Raw genomic sequence first — 17,012 nt, forward strand, 5'->3', positions numbered from 1 at the left:
CCTCTCAGCATGGAGAGGGCAAGGGCAGGGCATTAACGCTTCACAATGTGAATGGTCTGTCCCAGACGGGTCGGTTTCTCTTCCGTCGCTTTTTGCGGTTCGCTGACGCAGGCGGTCTCTACGCAGACAAAGGTTTTATAACCGTCATCCGGCATATCGCCCATGCTGACTGACAGCGCCGGGCCAGGGTTCCAGCCAACCACGTTGCTGTGGTGGTGATGAATTACTTCAATGGCGCGGTTCAGGGAGGTATCTTCGATAACGCTGCACGCTTCCGGGTTCAGATAGACGCGGTCGGTACGATCCGGGAAGGTTTGCGCGCCGTCGGTCAGTCGGCCTTCTTTCGCATTATCCACTTTGTCGATAAAGGTATCGCCAAGGCCGTTCACGGTGACGGCAGCGATATCGCCGACGTTGAAGTAAGTGTGCAGGGCGGAAGTGGTTTCAAATTCACCGTGCGCTTCCAGTTCGATCTCGCAGGTTTTACCCAGCTTAAAGCGGGCATAGAGAGTGAAGTCGTGCGGCCAGAGTTTGCGCGTTTCGTCATCGCTCTGCAGTTCAAAGGTTAACACCACACCGGACTCATCTTCGTTGTGGGCTTTCAGCGTCCACGGCAGGTTGCGGGCAAAACCGTGCGACGGCAGACCCTCCTGCGCCGCCGGGCCAAACCACGGCCAGCAGATTGGTACACCGCCGCGAATAGCGGCCCCTTTTTTGAAAGAGGTGTTATCGCTTAGCCACAGCGCTTCCATTTCACCTTCCGGCTGCCAGGAGAGCAGGTGCGCGCCGTGCAGGGCAACAGAAGCCTGAACCTGCGGATGGTCAACTACGATCACTTCAACATCGTCAATCTGACGGCGGGAAAGCACAGGAGTAAGCTGTTCGACTACCGGAAGTGCAAAAATTGTTTTAATCATTACGCAATCCTCTGTCTTTAAAGCAAAAAAAAGGCGACCAGGGGTCGCCTTTTTGGATCAATTTCTCATCTCACTTATTTGGAGATGTGAGCGATCAGGTCCAGAACTTTGTTAGAGTAGCCGGTTTCGTTGTCGTACCAGGAAACCAGTTTCACGAAGTTGTCGTTCAGTGCGATACCTGCTTTAGCATCGAACACGGAAGTGCACACTTCGCCGTTGAAATCGGTAGAAACAACGTCGTCTTCGGTGTAACCCAGAACGCCTTTCATTGGGCCTTCAGAAGCCGCTTTGATTGCTTTCTTGATTTCTTCGTAGCTTGCTGCTTTTTCCAGACGAACGGTCAGGTCAACAACAGATACGTTTGGAGTTGGAACGCGGAACGCCATACCAGTCAGTTTGCCGTTCAGTTCTGGCAGAACTTTACCTACAGCTTTAGCTGCGCCGGTAGAAGATGGGATGATGTTCTGAGCTGCGCCGCGGCCGCCGCGCCAGTCTTTGTGAGACGGGCCGTCAACGGTTTTCTGAGTCGCGGTGGTTGCGTGAACAGTAGTCATCAGACCTTCGACGATGCCGAAGTTGTCGTTGATAACTTTTGCCAGCGGTGCAAGGCAGTTGGTGGTGCAGGATGCGTTAGAAACGATGTCCTGGCCAGCGTAAGTTTCGAAGTTAGCACCACGAACGAACATTGGGGTGTTGTCTTTGGAAGGACCGGTCAGAACAACTTTTTTCGCGCCAGCGGTGATGTGCTTACGCGCAGTTTCGTCGGTCAGGAAGATACCGGTTGCTTCAGCAACAACGTCAACACCGATTTCGTTCCATTTCAGGTTAGCTGGGTCTTTTTCAGCAGTAACACGGATGGTTTTGCCATTAACAACCAGGTGGCCGTCTTTCACTTCAACGGTGCCGTTGAAACGACCGTGAGTTGAGTCGTACTTCAGCATGTATGCCATGTACTCAGCGTCTAACAGATCGTTGATGCCAACGATTTCGATGTCAGAACGTTCCTGCGCAGCACGGAAAACAATACGGCCGATACGGCCAAAACCGTTGATACCTACTTTGATAGTCATATATTCCACCAGCTATTTGTTAGTGAATAAAAGGTTGCGTGTAAAATTACAAAAACCTTACGCAGCGTCAAGCGGAATCGTGTCAATCATTGCGACAAATCAATCCTTAGCATTAGCTTTGCTCGATTGACCTACCTCACATTCCCTTGGAGCTTGCACCCATATGGGGCCTGCGCACGGAATTTTAAAGGGCTGCCCACATAAAAACGTGGAGTAGATCACATTTGTCTGACCGCCTCTGCGCAACGAGTAAGTTTAGATCAAAAGTACATACTTCAGTGTTAATGTTTTGTTAGAATCGACAGTAAAAGTTGTCTGTTTCAACTGCGAGATGTAAGCCTATGTCGAATCAACATAACTCCGATGAACTGAAAAAAAACCTCACCGAAATGCAGTTCTACGTGACGCAAAATCACGGGACGGAACCGCCATTCACCGGGCGTCTGCTGCATAACAAAAGGGACGGTGTTTACCACTGCCTGGTCTGTGACGCTGCGCTGTTTAACTCCCAGAGTAAATACGATTCTGGCTGTGGTTGGCCAAGCTTCTATGAACCGGTCAGTGAAGAGGCTATTCACTATCTGAAGGACCTCAGCCACGGTATGGAGCGCATCGAGATCCGCTGCGGAAACTGTGACGCCCATCTCGGTCACGTCTTCCCGGATGGCCCACAGCCGACAGGCGAGCGTTTTTGCGTCAATTCCGCCTCCTTAAGCTTCACCGACGACGAGAATGGCGACCAGACGAAAGGCTGAAAAATCGATTCAGCAAATTATTCCTTCGGAGCCCGATTTAACATGAATATTGAAGAGATGATCAATGGCATGACGCCGGAAGTGTATCAGCGTCTGGTCACGGCGGTAGAGCTGGGCAAATGGGCCGATGGCGTGGCCCTGACCCCGGAGCAGAAAGAGAATTGCCTGCAACTGGTGATGCTCTGGCAGGCGCGCAATAACACCGAAGCGCAGCATATGACCATCGACACCCAGGGCCAGATGGTGATGAAAAGCAAACAGCAGCTGAAGGAAGATTTTGGTATTGCACCGAAGCCGATTGCGACGCTGAAGGTCCAGTAATCAGAACCATTGCAGCCCGGTGATGGCTCACCGGGCCTGTTTAACCCTACGGGTGTTTTATCCCCAGCGACTCGGCCAGCTGCTTTGCCAGCTGGTTGTTATCATCCGCCCCGTACTCCCAGAACATGGCCCCGGCCAGACCTTTCTCTTTGATATACTCGGCTTTGATCGCCACCGAGCGCGGATTTTCATACGACAGGGCAAACAGCGGATTGCCGTTATCGGACTTCACCGACAGCCACGGCACTTTCGCCTCATCGTCCCACTGTTCGGTAAACCGTTTCTGCGGATCGTTTAAAAACGTCTTCACAATGTCGTTGTATTTCACGTAGGTATCTTTGGTCAGATCGTAGCCCAGTGATTTGAACAGGGCGATCTGCTGTGCGCTGAAGTAGGGCTGGGTCGCGGGATTTTTCTGCGCGTCCGGTTTGCTCCAGTCGATACCCGGCTCGACGGCACGTTTCGGCACGCGACCATAGAAGCCGATACCAAGATTCATCTGCTGCGGCTTCAGCCCGGCGGCCAGATAGTTGTTCACCACAAAGTCGACGCTATATTTATCCGCGGCGGCAACGGTCGGCCAGGCGCTGGAGTCATACAGATTGGCGTTAAAATACTGGGTGCCATACGCCATGTCGTAGGTCATCAGGTTGATGTAATCGAGCAGGGGCGCCACTGCCTTCACGTCCACCCAGCTTTTTGGGCTCTCGGCGTTGGCGCCCACCGCGATGGTCACCAGTTTTTTATGTCCGAACGCGGTACGCAGTTCTTTCAGCAGGGCGGTAAAGTTAGCCCGGTCTTCTGGCTTGCTGGCGACCAGCCCCCATGCGCCGTTAACCGGGAACTCCCAGTCGAGATCGATCCCGTCGAGGCCATATTTCTCTACGATCGCCTGAGCTGAGCGGATAAACACCGCGCGGGTCTCCGGGGTGGATGCCGCGCCCGAGAAGCCACGAGCCCCCCAGCCGCCGACAGAGAGGAGCACCTTAAGGGCAGGGTTCTGTTTACGCAGGACAGGGAGCAAAGCCAGATCGGCTTCAACCTTAGGAGATAACCAGATTTGATGCAGTCTGGCCGGGTCTTTTAAGGCCGGATTGGTTTCGTCTTTCTCGTCGTTATAGATCAGGCCAAAGGAGTAGTTCAGGTGGGTGATCTGGCGCACGTCCAGTTTATTGATATCCCCGCCCGGCCCGGCAGTGACGTCGCCGCCACCGTTAAAATAGCCGACGGACATCAGCGAACTGGCGGAAGCAATGGATGCGCAGAGCAGGGGTAAAGCTGCCAGCAAGGGCAAACGTTTCATAGCAATTCCTCTTCAATTTTGACGGTAAAAAAAGCACGCCACGTAAGGGCGTGGCGAAAAAAGTGCCAAAAAAGAATAACATTGCCGTCTCGCTGAGAGTGCGAGGCAGTTCACTTTATGAGACTTAATGAGAATTATGCCCGGTGGCGCTGCGCTTGCACGGGCCTACGGTTGGCGGGGTTTTGCCCGGCGGCGCTGCGCTTGCACGGGCCTACGGGTGACGGGGTTTTGCCCGGCGGCGCTGCGCTTGCACGGGCCTGGGGGTTTTGTAGGCCGGGTAAGGCGTAGCCGCCACCCGGCACAAGGCTATCAGGCCTGCGTCTCCTGCCAGTCCGCCAGCGTATACAGCGTCGCACCTTCCGCCGCCATATCCATAAACGCCTGGGCGCTGTCCTGGCGCTGAATATTCACCCCGCGACAACCGTCGGTAATGACGTTCACCCGGTAACCCAGCTGCAAAGCATCCAGCACGGTAAATTTCACGCAGTAGTCCGTCGCCAGCCCCATCACAATCAGCTCCACAATTTCGTGATGGCGCAGCCACTGATCCAGCCCCGTTTTTTGCCGGTGCCCATTGTCGAAAAAGGCGCTGTAGCTGTCGATGTCAGGGTTTTCACCCTTCTGGAACACCGCGTCAATGGCTTTGCTGTTAAGCAGGGGATGCAGCTCTGCGCCTTCGGTATGCTGCACGCAGTGATCGGGCCAGAAGGTCTGCGGCAGGCCGTCCAGTTCGCCCTCGGTAAAGGGCTCAACGTCATGCTGGCTGGCAAAACTGCCGTGATCCGCCGGGTGCCAGTCCTGGCTGGCAACCACCGCTTCACCGCGCGCCTTACACCACGCAATCAATTCGTTGGCGACGTCTACCGTACTGTCGCCTTCGGCCACCGCCAGCGCGCCGCCCGCGCAAAAATCATTCTGTAAATCGACCAGTAACAGGGCTCGTTGCTTCATAGGAACTCCTTATTCGTCTGGCGTCAGTTCGCCACGCAGGTTTTGCATCATCGCGGTGCGGATCGCCTGCACATCCAGATCCTGACTGAGTAAGTAGTGAAGTTTAGTCAGCGTGGCCTCGACCGTCATATCGAATCCGCTCACTACCCCCGCTTGCGCCAGGGCGTTACCGGTGGCGTAGCCGCCCATATTTACTTTACCGGACATACACTGGGTCAGGTTCACCACCACAATCCCACGGCTGCTCGCCTCCTGAAGTTCTTTCAGGAACTCGCCGTTCTGCGGGGCGTTACCCACGCCGTAGGAGCGCAGGATCAGCGCTTTCACCGGCTGACGGAGGAAGTTACGTACCACCTCGGCGGAGATACCGGGGTAGATCGTCACCACGCCAATGGGCTGCGGGGTGATCGGATGGACCACCAGCTCGCCGGAGGTGTGCGGCGCCGGAGGCGTACCGAGGCGGCGAATATGAATACCCGCTTCCAGCAGTGGCGTGAGGTTCGGTGAGGCAAAGGCGTCAAAGCCGTCGGCGTGGGCCTTGGTGGTGCGGTTTCCGCGGTAGAGCCGGTTATTGAAGAACAGGCTCACTTCGTTGATCGGGAAATTGGCCGCCACGTAGAGGGAGTTAAGCAGGTTGATCTGCCCGTCGGAACGCAACTCCGCAAGCGGGATCTGCGACCCGGTGACGATCACCGGCTTACTGAGGTTTTCCAGCATAAAAGAGAGCGCCGAGGCGGTAAACGCCATGGTGTCGGTGCCGTGCAGGATCACAAAGCCGTCGTAGTCGTCGTAATGCGCTTTAATGTCGTCGGCGATGTGCTGCCAGTCTTCCGGGGTCATGTCGGAAGAGTCCATCAGCGGATCATATTCGTGAATGGTGAAGTCCGGCATCTCCGGGCGATGGAATTCAGGCATTAATGCCAGCTGGCGCTGCAGATGGCCAGATACCGGGATGTAGCCATTTTCCGAACGCTGCATACCGATGGTACCGCCGGTATAGGCCACATAAATTGATTTCTTTTGCATGATGTAAGGTTCGTTTGCTTCAAAGAAAAATCCCCTCTTCGAAGAAGAGGGGATGGGATTTAACGTACGTTAGCGCAGGTGAGGCAGAACGCGTAGCGGTTTTGCGGATCGTTGAAGGCGGCCAGCTTGTCGCCCTCGGCTTTGACCGCTTTCGCCGCCGTGGCGACCGGAGCGGGCAGGTAAGCCTGCAGCGCGTCTGGCAGCATGGCTTTTACCGAGCCGGAGACGCTGTCCATCACGAGATCCATGAAGGTCGGCTCATCCTGATAGAAATCGACGTGCCACTGCTTCAGCTTCGCCAGTTCAGCGGCTTTGGCGACGGCATCATCGAAGTCGCCCAGGTTATCCACCAGACCGTTGCTCTTCGCATCCTGACCTGTCCAGACGTGACCCTGGGCAATCTGGTCGATCTGTTCCGGGGTTCGCTTACGGGAGTCGGCCACCAGGGTGATGAAGCGCTTGTAGCCATTCTCAATGCTGAGCTGCATCATCTGCGACACTTCCGGCGGTAACGCTTTGGTTACGGCAATGTCGGCCAGCGGCGACGTGGCGACGCCATCGGTATGCACCCCCAGATAGTCGAGGCTGTTTTCAACGGTGTTAATCACCCCGAAGATGCCAATCGAGCCGGTAAGGGTGCTCGGGTTCGCCACGATGTAGTTCGCCGGGGTGGAGATCCAGTAGCCCCCGGAGGCCGCCATGCCGCCCATGGAGACCACCACCGGTTTCCCGGCGGCGCGCGCGGCTGCCAGCTCAGCGCGGATCACTTCCGATGCGCTGACGCTGCCGCCCGGGCTGTTAACCCGCAGCACAATCGCTTTCACTTTCGGGTCGAGGCGCGCGTCGCGGATTTGTGCGGCAGTGGTATCACCCCCGACGTTGCCCGGCGTCTCTTCGCCATCCATGATCGCGCCGTTCGCGAAGACCACGGCGATGCTGTCCCCGGTATCGGCACGTTTTTTCGCCTGATAATCATAGAAGCTGATGGCGCTGTAGTTCTTCTCCTCTTTGCTCCAGCCGAACTGTTTGGTCAGGGACTTTTCAATTTCGGCGCTTGAGCCCAGGGCATCCACAAGCTTGTTATCCAGCGCATATTTCGCGGTATCGCCATCAACCTTACGCAGCCCATCCAGCACGCCCTGGGCGCCCGGGAAGACCTGCCCGGCGGTGATCTGGCGGTTAGCGGCCACGGTACTGAGGTAGTTCTGCCACAGTTCGCCAATCCAGCGGCTGTCCGCTTCACGGGCGGCAGGGGACATATCGTCGCGGATAAACGGCTCAACGGCAGATTTATAGGTCCCGACGCGGAAGACGTGGGTGGTGACCTTCAGCTTATCGAGCAGCGATTTGTAATAGAGGCCGTTAGTGGCAAAACCATGCAGATCGACGGCGCCCTGCGGCGAGAGCCACACTTTATTGGCAAAGCTCGCCAGATAGTACTGCCCCTGGCTGTAGTTATCGCCCACCGCAATCACCGGTTTGCCGCTGTCGCGAAATTCCCGCAGCGCTTTACCGATATACTGCATCGAAGGCTGATCCGCCCCGGCAAAGTTCTTCAGATCCAGCACGATGCCGGTGATGTTGCGATCGTCCTTCGCCTGACGGATGGCGTCGACGATATCGAACAGTGAGTTTTCCTGCAGACGGTCACCGCTGGCACCAAACAGCTGGCGGCCCAGCACGCCAAGGCGATTGCTGGTGGACGGTTTATCCACCACCACGCCGGCGATATCCAGCAGCAGCGCGCCACGCCCGGCGCTCTGACTCTGGCTGGAGGCGCTGAGGTGCATCCAGACACCGACGCAAACTATCACAAACAGGATGAAAAAGAGGTTCATCACCAGGTTGCGGACGAAATTGAGCAGTCGCCACGTCCATTTAAAAAAGCCGGCAAACAGTCGCCAGAGGGTTCGCATGTATTCTCCCTGTCCAGATAATTACCTATTCCGTCGCTACTGGACGGCGTTGTCGGGCTATCGTAATGACCCGACCGTCACTTGTCAGCAGGAATCGCCTGCTACGCTGTAACAAAATCTGCCGTCGTGTTAATTTTGAGTAAATTTCAAGACAGGAGTTAACCCAATGGATGCACTCGAACTGCTTGTTAACCGTCGTAGCGCAGCGCGTCTGGCGGAGCCCGCGCCAGCAGGCGAACAGCTGGAGAATATTCTTCGCGCCGGAATGCGCGCCCCGGATCACGGTACCTTGCAGCCGTGGCACTTCTTTATCATCGAAGGGGAAGGGCGCGAGCGCTTCAGCACCCTGCTGGAGAAGGGCGCTGTTGCCGCCGGGCAGGATGAAAAAGCGATTGAGAAAGCCCGTAACGCACCGTTCCGCGCCCCGATGATCATCGCCGTGGTCGCTAAATGCCAGCCGCAGCACAAAGTGACGGTGTGGGAGCAGGAGATGTCCGCGGGCTGCGCGGTCATGGCGATGCAGATGGCGGCAGTCGCCCAGGGCTATAACGGTATCTGGCGTAGCGGCGCACTGACCGACAGCCCGGTCGTGCGGGAAGGCCTCGACTGCGGCGCAGATGATAAAATCGTCGGTTTCCTCTATCTGGGCACCCCGCAGCTTAAAGCCTCCACCACCGTTTCCGTGCCTGACACCGCGCCTTTTATCACCCGTTTCTGATTAATGGCATAAAACTGTCTGGATCCTGAGCAAGTGCAGCAGAATTCAGACAGTCATACTTATCACTTAATGGAATGAGCGCTAACATAGTGCAATTGTAATGAAAGGAGATTGTCATGAGCGAGCAAGCTATTCGTTTAACGCAATACAGCCATGGAGCCGGTTGCGGTTGTAAAATTTCCCCCAAAGTGCTGGAAACCATTCTGCACAGCGAGCAGGCGAAGTTTATCGACCCGAACCTGCTTGTTGGCAATGAAACCCGCGATGATGCTGCCGTCTACGATCTGGGTAACGGCACCAGCATTATCAGCACCACCGATTTCTTTATGCCGATCGTCGACAATCCCTACGATTTCGGGCGCATTGCGGCCACGAACGCCATCAGCGACATTTTTGCAATGGGCGGCAAGCCGATCATGGCGATTGCGATCCTTGGCTGGCCGATTAACACCCTGGCCCCGGAGATCGCCCGCGAGGTGATCGAGGGTGGGCGTTTCGCCTGCCAGCAGGCGGGGATCGCCCTGGCGGGTGGCCACTCCATTGATGCCCCGGAGCCGATTTTTGGCCTGGCGGTGACCGGCGTGGTGCCAACGGAGCGCGTCAAGCGTAACAGCACCGCGGAAGCCGGCTGCAAGCTGTTCCTCACCAAGCCGCTGGGCATTGGCGTGCTCACCACCGCCGAGAAAAAATCGCTGCTGTTGCCTGAGCACAAAGGGCTGGCAACAGAGGTGATGTGCCAGATGAACCTTGCCGGTGCTGCCTTTGCCGACATCGAGGGGGTGAAGGCGATGACCGACGTCACCGGTTTTGGCCTGCTGGGCCACCTGAGCGAAGTGTGCCAGGGCGCAGGCGTTCAGGCGCAGGTCTGGTATCACGAGGTACCGAAGCTGCCGGGCGTGGAAGCCTACATTGCGCAAGGCGCGGTCCCGGGCGGCACGCAGCGTAACTTCGCCAGCTACGGCCATCTGATGGGCGAGATGCCTGCCGAGTGGCGCGATCTGCTGTGCGACCCGCAGACCTCCGGCGGCCTGCTGCTGGCCGTGACGCCAGACGCCGAAGAGGCAGTGCGCGCGACCGCCGCCGAGTTCGGTATTACCCTGACCGCCATTGGCGAGCTGGTGACCGCCCGCGGTGGCCGTCCGATGATTGAGATCCGTTAATTCAATGCGGTTATTTATTGCCGAAAAACCCAGCCTCGCCCGGGCGATTGCGGACGTATTACCCAAGCCGCATCGCAAGGGTGACGGCTACATTGAGTGCGGAAACGGGCAGGTGGTCACCTGGTGTATCGGCCACCTGCTGGAGCAGGCCCAGCCGGATGCCTACGACAGCCGCTATGCGCGCTGGAATCTTAACGATCTGCCCATCGTGCCGGAGAAGTGGCAGCTGCAGCCGCGCCCGTCGGTCACCAAACAGCTCAACGTCATTAAGCGGTTGCTGAACGAGGCATCCGAGGTGATCCACGCCGGTGACCCGGACAGGGAAGGGCAGCTGCTGGTGGACGAGGTGCTGGATTACCTGAGTCTGGCGCCGGAAAAACGCCAGCAGGTGCAGCGCTGTCTGATTAACGACCTCAACCCGCAGGCGGTAGAGCGGGCCATCACCCGTCTGCGCGCCAACAGCGAGTTTGTTCCGCTGTGCGTGTCGGCGCTGGCCCGCGCCCGCGCCGACTGGCTCTACGGCATCAACATGACCCGCGCCTATACCATCCTCGGGCGCAACGCGGGTTACCAGGGGGTGCTCTCCGTTGGCCGGGTGCAAACGCCGGTGCTGGGGCTGGTGGTGCGTCGCGACGAAGAGATCGAGAACTTTGTCGCCAAAGACTTCTTCGAGGTGAAAGCCCATATTGTCACCCCGAAGGATGAACGCTTTACCGCAGTCTGGCAGCCGAGTGAGGCCTGTGAACCCTACCAGGATGAAGAGGGACGCCTGCTGCATCGTCCGCTGGCCGATCACGTGGTGACCCGCATCCAGGGCCAGCCCGCCGTCGTCACCAGCTATAACGATAAACGGGAATCAGAACCCGCGCCGCTGCCGTTCTCCCTCTCTGCTTTGCAGATCGAGGCGGCAAAACGCTACGGCCTGAGCGCGCAAAACGTACTCGATATCTGCCAGAAGCTGTACGAGACGCACAAACTCATTACCTACCCGCGTTCCGACAGCCGCTACCTGCCGGAAGAGCATTTCGCCGGGCGCCACGCGGTGCTGAACGCCATTGCCGTACACGCCCCCGATCTCGTTCCACAGCCGGTGGTCAACCCGGATACCCGCAACCGCTGCTGGGACGATAAAAAGGTGGATGCCCACCACGCCATCATCCCCACCGCGCGCAGCAGTTCCGTCAACCTGACGGATAACGAATCGAAGATCTATACCCTCGTGGCCCGCCAGTATCTGATGCAATTCTGCCCCGATGCGGTGTTCCGCAAGTGCGTCATTGAGCTGGAGATCGCCAAAGGCAAGTTTATTGCCAAGGCGCGTTTTCTGGCGGAAGCAGGGTGGCGCACGCTGCTGGGCAATAAAGAGCGGGATGAGGAGAACGACGGTACGCCGTTGCCGGTGGTGAAAAAAGAGGATGAATTGCTGTGCGAGAAGGGCGAAGTGGTGGAGCGACAGACCCAGCCGCCGCGGCACTTTACCGACGCCACGCTGCTCTCCGCGATGACCGGTATCGCCCGCTTTGTGCAGGATAAAGATCTGAAGAAGATCCTCCGCGCCACTGACGGCCTGGGAACCGAAGCGACCCGCGCCGGGATCATTGAGCTGCTGTTCAAACGCGGTTTTCTGCACAAGAAAGGGCGTTATATCCACTCGACGGATGCCGGAAGGGCGCTGATCCACTCCCTGCCGGAGATGGCCGCGAGGCCAGACATGACCGCCCACTGGGAGTCGGTGCTGACTCAGATCAGCGAAAAGCAGTGTCGCTACCAGGACTTTATGCAGCCACTGGTGGGTACGCTGTTCGATCTGATCAACCAGGCGCGAAATACGTCGGTGAGGGATTTTCGCGGCATGGTGGCACCGGGCGGCGACAAGAAGAAAAAGTTTAAGAAGAAGAGTGCGGCGTAAAAAATTGCCGGGTGGCGCTGCGCTTACCCGGCCTACGGTTCGTACTTTTGTAGGCCGGGTAAGGCGTAGCCGCCACCCGGCACAGCCACAAAATCAGATCACACCCTGACCCATCATCGCATCGGCGACCTTCACAAACCCGGCGATGTTCGCGCCGCGAACGTAGTTGGTCTGTTTCTCTTCCCCACCGTACTCGACGCAGGCGTGGTGAATATCCAGCATGATATGGTGCAGACGCGCATCCACTTTCTCCGCCTTCCAGCCCATGCGAGCGGCGTTTTGCGCCATCTCGAGGCCAGAGGTCGCCACGCCGCCTGCGTTAGCCGCTTTACCCGGGGCAAACAGCACGTTCGCTTCCAGGAACAGGTCGGTGGCTTCAATGGTGGTGGGCATGTTGGCCCCTTCAGCTACCGCTTTCACGCCGTTGGCGATAAGCTGGCGCGCGGCATCAACATCCAGTTCGTTCTGGGTGGCGCACGGCAGGGCGATATCCACCGGCACTGACCACGGCTGTTTGCCTTCAAGGTAGGTCAGACCGAATTCACGGGCATAGTCGGCCACGCGACCGTCGCGGCTGGCTTTGATTTCGCACAGGCGCGCCAGTTTTTCGGTTGTAAAGCCCGCTTCATCCACCACGGTGCCGCTGGAGTCGGAGGCGGTGATGACGCGTGCGCCGAACTGCATCGCTTTTTCGATAGCGTACTGAGCCACGTTGCCGGAGCCGGATACGGCGACACGCATGCCCTCAAAGCTCATCCCATGACGCTTCAGCATCGCTTCAGTGAAATAGACCAGACCGTAACCGGTGGCTTCCGGGCGGATCAGGCTGCCGCCGAAGGAGAGGCCTTTCCCGGTAAAGACGCAGGCGCTGTTGTTGGAGAGTTTTTTCATCATCCCGGCCATAAAGCCCACTTCGCGTCCGCCAACCCCGATATCGCCAGCCGGTACGTCGGTGTCGGCGCCCAGGTGACGATAGAGTTCCGTCATCAGCGCCTGGCAGAAACGCATCACTTCACCTTCGCTTTTGCCTTTCGGATCAAAATCGCTGCCGCCTTTGCCGCCGCCCATCGGCAGGGTGGTCAGGGCATTTTTAAAGGTCTGTTCAAAGCCGAGGAACTTCAGAATCGACAGGTTTACCGACGGATGGAAACGCATGCCCCCCTTGAACGGGCCGATCGCCGAGTTGAACTGTACGCGCCAGGCACGGTTAACCTGTACCTGGTTGCGGTCATCAACCCAGACCACGCGGAACTGGATCACGCGTTCAGGTTCAACCAGGCGCTCAAGCAGGGACATCTGACGATAGCGGGGATTTTGTTCCAGGAATGGCCAGAGGGTGGTCATTACTTCGCGGACGGCCTGAGCAAATTCGCTCTGGTGCGGGTCACGCTGCTGAACACGATTCAGAAAGGAGTCAAGGGAGCAAGCCTGGTCCATAACTATAAGTTCCTCTAATATATTGGGATTATTTAATTTGTAACAAATATCTTCGTGATGTTGTGTTTTTCGACTATACCACCCGACAGGCTTTGTGACGCAAGCTAAATTTCGTCCTCAAGTTAAATTCATTAAACGCGCCGGGTCATAATAAAAAACGATGACCGAAGGGGGGATTAAAGCTTCGCGCTGTTTTTACCGTTATAGTGAATATCAGGACATAACAGGAAGAAGCGTCGATGAAGCGTATTGTGATGGCTGTTTTGCTTGGGGTTTTCGCGGCTGGCAGTCAGGCCGATCAGCGGTTTGGAACCGGGGTGGATGTGAATATCCCGCCGGAGATCTTCAGCTCCAGCGGTCAGCGTCCACCGCCGTGTAACCAGTGCTGTATCTATCAGGATCAGAACTATTCAGAAGGGGCGGTGGTAAAAGCCGAGGGGGTATTGTTGCAGTGCCAGCGCGAACCTAACGCCCTGAGTACGAATCCGCTGGTGTGGCGTCGCGTAAGAGAATAAACGCCTGTAACAAAGGGATATCTGCCGGGGCGAGGTCGTAATCCAGCGCCTCGTGCGGTGAACACCATACCAGCTGGCTGTGATAGCGCGCTTCCGGCGTGCCGGTGAATTCCGCGACGTGCCAGGCGTGTAGGTTAATCAGTCGCTGGGACACTTCCCGTTGATGGCTGGCGATATACTCTGCGGGGCAGGCCTCAATGCCCAACTCCTCGCGCAGTTCACGCACTAATGCCGCGGGCTGGGTTTCCCCCGCCTCCACTTTTCCCCCGGCAAACTCCCACAGACCGGGCTGATCCGCATGCAGCGGGCGTTGCGCCAGTAAAATTTTGCCATCCCGTTCGAGAATAGCGCAGACAACATCGAGTGTTTTTAGCATGGTCGTCAATAATGAATAAAAGAAAAAGAGTTAGGATCTGCGCACTTAACACGCCAGGAGCATCCTGTGAACGAGAGACCACCCGTCTGGGTTAAACCCATCGAATCCATTCCCACCATTCTAACGCCTGTCGCGGCAATGCAGAAAAAACATTATGGCGCAGTGCTTAATCCGCTGCGCTGGTGGGGAAGAATGCCCCGGCTGTTCTGGCTGGTAGCGCTGTTTGTAGGCTTTCTGGAACGCAAAAAATCGCCCCTTGAGCCGGTACTGCGTTCGCTGCTGATGACCCGCGTCTCGCAGATCTGCCACTGCGCCTTTTGCATCGATGCCAACGCGCTGCGCCTGGCGGAACGCAGCGGCGGGCTGGATAAGGTGCAGGCCGTCGCGACATGGCGCGACAGCAGCCTGTTCAGCGATAAGGAGCGCGCCGCGCTGGCCTATGCGGAAGCCGTTACCGCCACGCCGCCGGTGGTGGATGAGGCCACCAAAGCGGCGCTGCGCCAGTACTTCAATGACGAGGCGATTACCGAGATGACGGCGCTGATTGGTTTTCAGAATTTATCCGCCCGCTTTAACGCGGCGCTGGATATCCCCTCCCAGGGGTTGTGCGCGATAAGAGGAGAAAAACAGGATGCTTGACCGCCACCTTCATCCGCGCATCAAGCCGCTGCTCAACCGGCTGGTCGCAACCCTGGATAAACCGGGCATCACCCCGGACGGTATTACGCTGATGGGCTTTGCCATCGGGGTACTGGCGCTGCCGTTTCTGGCGCTGGGCTGGTACCTGGCGGCGCTGGTGGCCATTGCGCTGAACCGCTTGCTCGATGGGCTGGACGGCGCGCTGGCCCGGCGGCGCGGGCTGAGCGATGCCGGAGGCTTTCTCGATATCTCCCTTGATTTCCTCTTCTATGCCCTGGTGCCCTTTGGCTTTGCCCTGGCGGATCCGGTTAACAATGCGCTGCCTGCCGCCTGGCTGCTGTTTGCCTTTATCGGCACCGGGAGCAGTTTTCTGGCGTTTGCTGCCCTGGCCGCGAAGCATGAGATAGACAATCCAGGCTATGCCCACAAGTCGTTTTACTATCTGGGTGGCCTGACGGAGGGGACGGAAACGCTGCTGCTGTTCGTGCTCTTTTGCCTGTTCCCGGCGCATTTCGGGTGGCTGGCGTGGGTGTTTGGCGCGTTGTGCTGGCTCACCACCACAACGCGCATCTGGAGCGGGTATCTGACGCTGAAGGAGGTTCAGCGCCAGCCGTGATCACCGCGAGCTGTCTGGCCCGCGTTCCCCAGCCACTACCGGGTTCTGCGGGTTGCTGCTCCACTCATACCAGCCGCCGTCATAGACGCCGATATGTTTCCAGCCCATCGCCCGGGCATACATAAAGGTTTCTGATGCCCGCCAGCCGGTGCCGCAGTAGAAGGCCACCTGCTGATCCGGCAGAATGTTCCACTGCTTCCACATCCTGGCGATATCATCCGCGCTGCGCATGGTGCCGTCCGGGTTATGGAAATCCTCCATATGGGTCGAGTCGCTTCCGGCGTGGCCCCAGCGGGCGCCCTGGATCTCCCCTTTAGGTTTGATGTAGCTGTAGCCGCTGGTGACACCGGTAAACTCCGGCCACGAGCGAACGCTCACCAGCGAAGCGTCCTGACGATGCAGCAGGCCGCGGGCCTGTTCGGTGCTCAGCATCAGCTGCGGCTGACCGGGGATCGGCGCGCCAAAGTCGGCGGCGGGTTTGACATCGTCGGGCGTGCCGCGCTCGACCGGCAGCTTCGCGTCATCCCACGCTTTCCAGCCGCCGTCCAGCAGGCGTACATCTTTCACGCCGGCATACAGCATGATCTGCGCCACGCGCGCGGCGGCGTAGACATCGCGTCCGTAGAGGATCACTGTGGTGTCATGGCGGATGCCGTGTTTCGCCAGCATCGCCTTCAGATCGGCATCAGAGACCTTGTTCCACAGCGGCTCGCTTTCCACTTCGTTGGTGTCGATATAGTCCGCGCCGGGAATGTGGCTCAACAGATAAAATTTCGGCGCACCCCAGGCGGCCTCAATCACTTTCCACTCGCCGGCAGGGGCGGCAGGGACCGTTTTTCCCTGCTGGAGCTGATGCAGCCACTGGGGATAGACCAGCTGTTCGAAATGGGCGAGACGCTGCAGGCGAGACGAGGTTTGCAGGGCATCACCGAGCAGGGTGATGTGGCTGAAGCCTGCCTCAGTCAGCCGCGCCTTCACGGCCTGGTTATCGCTCTCGCTGCCATATAATGCGATGGGGGTGGTCAGCGTCAGTTGATGCCGCATGGCCCAGGCTTTCAGCTGCGCCTCAGACATGGCACCCAGCCAGCTGGCAGAGAGGTTAAGAGCCGAAGGCTCATGTCCGGATGGGCCGTTCAGCCTCTGGGGCCAGCCGTTGTAAAAGGCGCTGATGCGGGTATCGATCACCGCGCCTTTCTGCTGCTGAAGCTCTTTGAGCGTGAGGGAAGGCGCCATATCAGCGGCAAAAGAGAAGAAAGAGGCGAGACCTAACGCGGCGGTCAGCGCGGTCAGTTGAGAAACACGTTTCATCGAAATGCCCGTCGTAAGAAAAAAGAGCGGTGATTGTGGCAATCCTCCCGACAAAAAACGTTGCGTTTGCGCAGG

At 57.7% G+C, this 17,012-nt stretch carries 17 protein-coding genes; 8 read left to right on the top strand and 9 right to left on the bottom strand.

The genetic code is table 11. From position 1 onward, the window contains the following. Nucleotides 1-32: 32 nt before the first annotated feature. Both C2U54_RS14445 and gapA read right to left on the bottom strand, forming a co-directional pair. Nucleotides 33-917 (bottom strand): D-hexose-6-phosphate mutarotase, encoded by an 885-nt coding sequence (locus C2U54_RS14445; protein ID WP_103179254.1) that lies wholly within the window; start codon nucleotides 915-917, stop codon nucleotides 33-35. A 74-nt stretch (nucleotides 918-991) separates the two neighbouring features. Beyond that, nucleotides 992-1,987, bottom strand: a complete 996-nt coding sequence (gene gapA, locus C2U54_RS14450; RefSeq protein ID WP_103179255.1) for a glyceraldehyde-3-phosphate dehydrogenase — start codon at nucleotides 1,985-1,987, stop codon at nucleotides 992-994. A 341-nt stretch (nucleotides 1,988-2,328) separates the two neighbouring features. Between gapA and msrB the strand changes: the two genes are divergently transcribed. Continuing rightward, complete coding sequence (msrB, locus tag C2U54_RS14455; protein ID WP_103179256.1) at nucleotides 2,329-2,742, top strand: peptide-methionine (R)-S-oxide reductase MsrB; 414 nt, start codon at nucleotides 2,329-2,331, stop codon at nucleotides 2,740-2,742. A 42-nt stretch (nucleotides 2,743-2,784) separates the two neighbouring features. After that, nucleotides 2,785-3,063, top strand: coding sequence for a YeaC family protein (locus C2U54_RS14460; protein WP_103179257.1), 279 nt, complete (start codon nucleotides 2,785-2,787; stop codon nucleotides 3,061-3,063). 46 nt (nucleotides 3,064-3,109) lie between these two features. Here the strand turns inward: C2U54_RS14460 and C2U54_RS14465 are convergent, their stop codons facing one another. The 4 genes from C2U54_RS14465 to sppA form a co-directional block, all read right to left on the bottom strand. Further along, nucleotides 3,110-4,366: a glycoside hydrolase family 18 protein gene (locus C2U54_RS14465; RefSeq protein ID WP_103179258.1), complete on the bottom strand. Its 1,257-nt coding sequence runs from the start codon at nucleotides 4,364-4,366 to the stop codon at nucleotides 3,110-3,112. Between the two features lie 309 nt (nucleotides 4,367-4,675). Then, on the bottom strand, nucleotides 4,676-5,317 hold the full coding sequence (pncA, locus tag C2U54_RS14470; protein WP_103179259.1) for a bifunctional nicotinamidase/pyrazinamidase: 642 nt from the start codon (nucleotides 5,315-5,317) through the stop codon (nucleotides 4,676-4,678). A gap of 9 nt (nucleotides 5,318-5,326) precedes the next feature. Next, nucleotides 5,327-6,343 (bottom strand): asparaginase, encoded by a 1,017-nt coding sequence (gene ansA / locus C2U54_RS14475; protein ID WP_103179260.1) that lies wholly within the window; start codon nucleotides 6,341-6,343, stop codon nucleotides 5,327-5,329. Nucleotides 6,344-6,402: 59 nt separating this feature from the next. Further along, complete coding sequence (gene sppA, locus C2U54_RS14480; protein WP_103179261.1) at nucleotides 6,403-8,259, bottom strand: signal peptide peptidase SppA; 1,857 nt, start codon at nucleotides 8,257-8,259, stop codon at nucleotides 6,403-6,405. A 166-nt stretch (nucleotides 8,260-8,425) separates the two neighbouring features. Between sppA and C2U54_RS14490 the strand changes: the two genes are divergently transcribed. From C2U54_RS14490 to C2U54_RS14500, 3 genes are all read left to right on the top strand, one after another. Then, nucleotides 8,426-8,977 carry an NAD(P)H nitroreductase gene (locus C2U54_RS14490; RefSeq protein WP_103179262.1) on the top strand — a complete coding sequence of 184 codons (552 nt, stop codon included), beginning with the start codon at nucleotides 8,426-8,428 and terminating at the stop codon, nucleotides 8,975-8,977. Nucleotides 8,978-9,093: 116 nt separating this feature from the next. Next, nucleotides 9,094-10,137, top strand: a complete 1,044-nt coding sequence (gene selD, locus C2U54_RS14495; RefSeq protein WP_103179263.1) for a selenide, water dikinase SelD — start codon at nucleotides 9,094-9,096, stop codon at nucleotides 10,135-10,137. A 4-nt stretch (nucleotides 10,138-10,141) separates the two neighbouring features. Continuing rightward, nucleotides 10,142-12,046, top strand: coding sequence for a DNA topoisomerase III (locus tag C2U54_RS14500; protein WP_103179264.1), 1,905 nt, complete (start codon nucleotides 10,142-10,144; stop codon nucleotides 12,044-12,046). Nucleotides 12,047-12,139: 93 nt separating this feature from the next. Here C2U54_RS14500 and gdhA read toward each other — a convergent pair whose 3' ends face one another. Continuing rightward, a complete protein-coding gene (gdhA, locus tag C2U54_RS14505) occupies nucleotides 12,140-13,483 on the bottom strand; it encodes an NADP-specific glutamate dehydrogenase (RefSeq protein WP_103179265.1) in 1,344 nt (447 codons plus the stop codon). Between the two features lie 239 nt (nucleotides 13,484-13,722). On the opposite strand from gdhA, the gene C2U54_RS14510 reads away from it, so the two are divergent. Continuing rightward, entirely contained in the window at nucleotides 13,723-13,998 is a 276-nt protein-coding gene (locus C2U54_RS14510; RefSeq protein ID WP_103179266.1) for a YnjH family protein, read from the top strand. Here C2U54_RS14510 and C2U54_RS14515 read toward each other — a convergent pair. Next, nucleotides 13,949-14,374, bottom strand: coding sequence for a pyrimidine (deoxy)nucleoside triphosphate diphosphatase (locus tag C2U54_RS14515; RefSeq protein ID WP_103179267.1), 426 nt, complete (start codon nucleotides 14,372-14,374; stop codon nucleotides 13,949-13,951). The two genes, C2U54_RS14510 and C2U54_RS14515, sit on opposite strands and share 50 nt — an antisense overlap. A 138-nt stretch (nucleotides 14,375-14,512) precedes the next feature. Between C2U54_RS14515 and C2U54_RS14520 the strand changes: the two genes are divergently transcribed. Then, nucleotides 14,513-15,013: a carboxymuconolactone decarboxylase family protein gene (locus tag C2U54_RS14520; RefSeq protein ID WP_103181074.1), complete on the top strand. Its 501-nt coding sequence runs from the start codon at nucleotides 14,513-14,515 to the stop codon at nucleotides 15,011-15,013. Next, nucleotides 15,006-15,629, top strand: coding sequence for a CDP-alcohol phosphatidyltransferase family protein (locus tag C2U54_RS14525; protein ID WP_103179268.1), 624 nt, complete (start codon nucleotides 15,006-15,008; stop codon nucleotides 15,627-15,629). Before C2U54_RS14520 ends, C2U54_RS14525 begins: the two co-directional genes overlap by 8 nt. On the opposite strand, the gene C2U54_RS14530 is transcribed toward C2U54_RS14525, so the two are convergent. Beyond that, nucleotides 15,630-16,937 carry a sulfurtransferase gene (locus C2U54_RS14530; RefSeq protein ID WP_103179269.1) on the bottom strand — a complete coding sequence of 436 codons (1,308 nt, stop codon included), beginning with the start codon at nucleotides 16,935-16,937 and terminating at the stop codon, nucleotides 15,630-15,632. It abuts the gene before it with no gap. Nucleotides 16,938-17,012 lie beyond the last annotated feature (75 nt).

The sequence above is a fragment of the Leclercia sp. LSNIH1 genome, assembly GCF_002902985.1.
Lineage (GTDB): Bacteria > Pseudomonadota > Gammaproteobacteria > Enterobacterales > Enterobacteriaceae > Enterobacter.

Excerpts from the sequence above, each read along its gene's own strand:
- C2U54_RS14520 (WP_103181074.1), top strand. The coding sequence starts at position 14,513 with ATGCAGAAAAAACATTATGGCGCAGTGCTTAATCCGCTGCGCTGGTGG.
- C2U54_RS14465 (WP_103179258.1), bottom strand. The coding sequence starts at position 4,366 with ATGAAACGTTTGCCCTTGCTGGCAGCTTTACCCCTGCTCTGCGCATCC.
- C2U54_RS14515 (WP_103179267.1), bottom strand. The coding sequence starts at position 14,374 with ATGCTAAAAACACTCGATGTTGTCTGCGCTATTCTCGAACGGGATGGC.
- C2U54_RS14460 (WP_103179257.1), top strand. The coding sequence starts at position 2,785 with ATGAATATTGAAGAGATGATCAATGGCATGACGCCGGAAGTGTATCAG.
- C2U54_RS14510 (WP_103179266.1), top strand. The coding sequence starts at position 13,723 with ATGAAGCGTATTGTGATGGCTGTTTTGCTTGGGGTTTTCGCGGCTGGC.
- C2U54_RS14525 (WP_103179268.1), top strand. The coding sequence starts at position 15,006 with ATGCTTGACCGCCACCTTCATCCGCGCATCAAGCCGCTGCTCAACCGG.
- selD (WP_103179263.1), top strand. The coding sequence starts at position 9,094 with ATGAGCGAGCAAGCTATTCGTTTAACGCAATACAGCCATGGAGCCGGT.
- pncA (WP_103179259.1), bottom strand. The coding sequence starts at position 5,317 with ATGAAGCAACGAGCCCTGTTACTGGTCGATTTACAGAATGATTTTTGC.
- msrB (WP_103179256.1), top strand. The coding sequence starts at position 2,329 with ATGTCGAATCAACATAACTCCGATGAACTGAAAAAAAACCTCACCGAA.
- C2U54_RS14445 (WP_103179254.1), bottom strand. The coding sequence starts at position 917 with ATGATTAAAACAATTTTTGCACTTCCGGTAGTCGAACAGCTTACTCCT.
- C2U54_RS14530 (WP_103179269.1), bottom strand. The coding sequence starts at position 16,937 with ATGAAACGTGTTTCTCAACTGACCGCGCTGACCGCCGCGTTAGGTCTC.
- ansA (WP_103179260.1), bottom strand. The coding sequence starts at position 6,343 with ATGCAAAAGAAATCAATTTATGTGGCCTATACCGGCGGTACCATCGGT.
- C2U54_RS14490 (WP_103179262.1), top strand. The coding sequence starts at position 8,426 with ATGGATGCACTCGAACTGCTTGTTAACCGTCGTAGCGCAGCGCGTCTG.
- C2U54_RS14500 (WP_103179264.1), top strand. The coding sequence starts at position 10,142 with ATGCGGTTATTTATTGCCGAAAAACCCAGCCTCGCCCGGGCGATTGCG.
- sppA (WP_103179261.1), bottom strand. The coding sequence starts at position 8,259 with ATGCGAACCCTCTGGCGACTGTTTGCCGGCTTTTTTAAATGGACGTGG.
- gdhA (WP_103179265.1), bottom strand. The coding sequence starts at position 13,483 with ATGGACCAGGCTTGCTCCCTTGACTCCTTTCTGAATCGTGTTCAGCAG.
- gapA (WP_103179255.1), bottom strand. The coding sequence starts at position 1,987 with ATGACTATCAAAGTAGGTATCAACGGTTTTGGCCGTATCGGCCGTATT.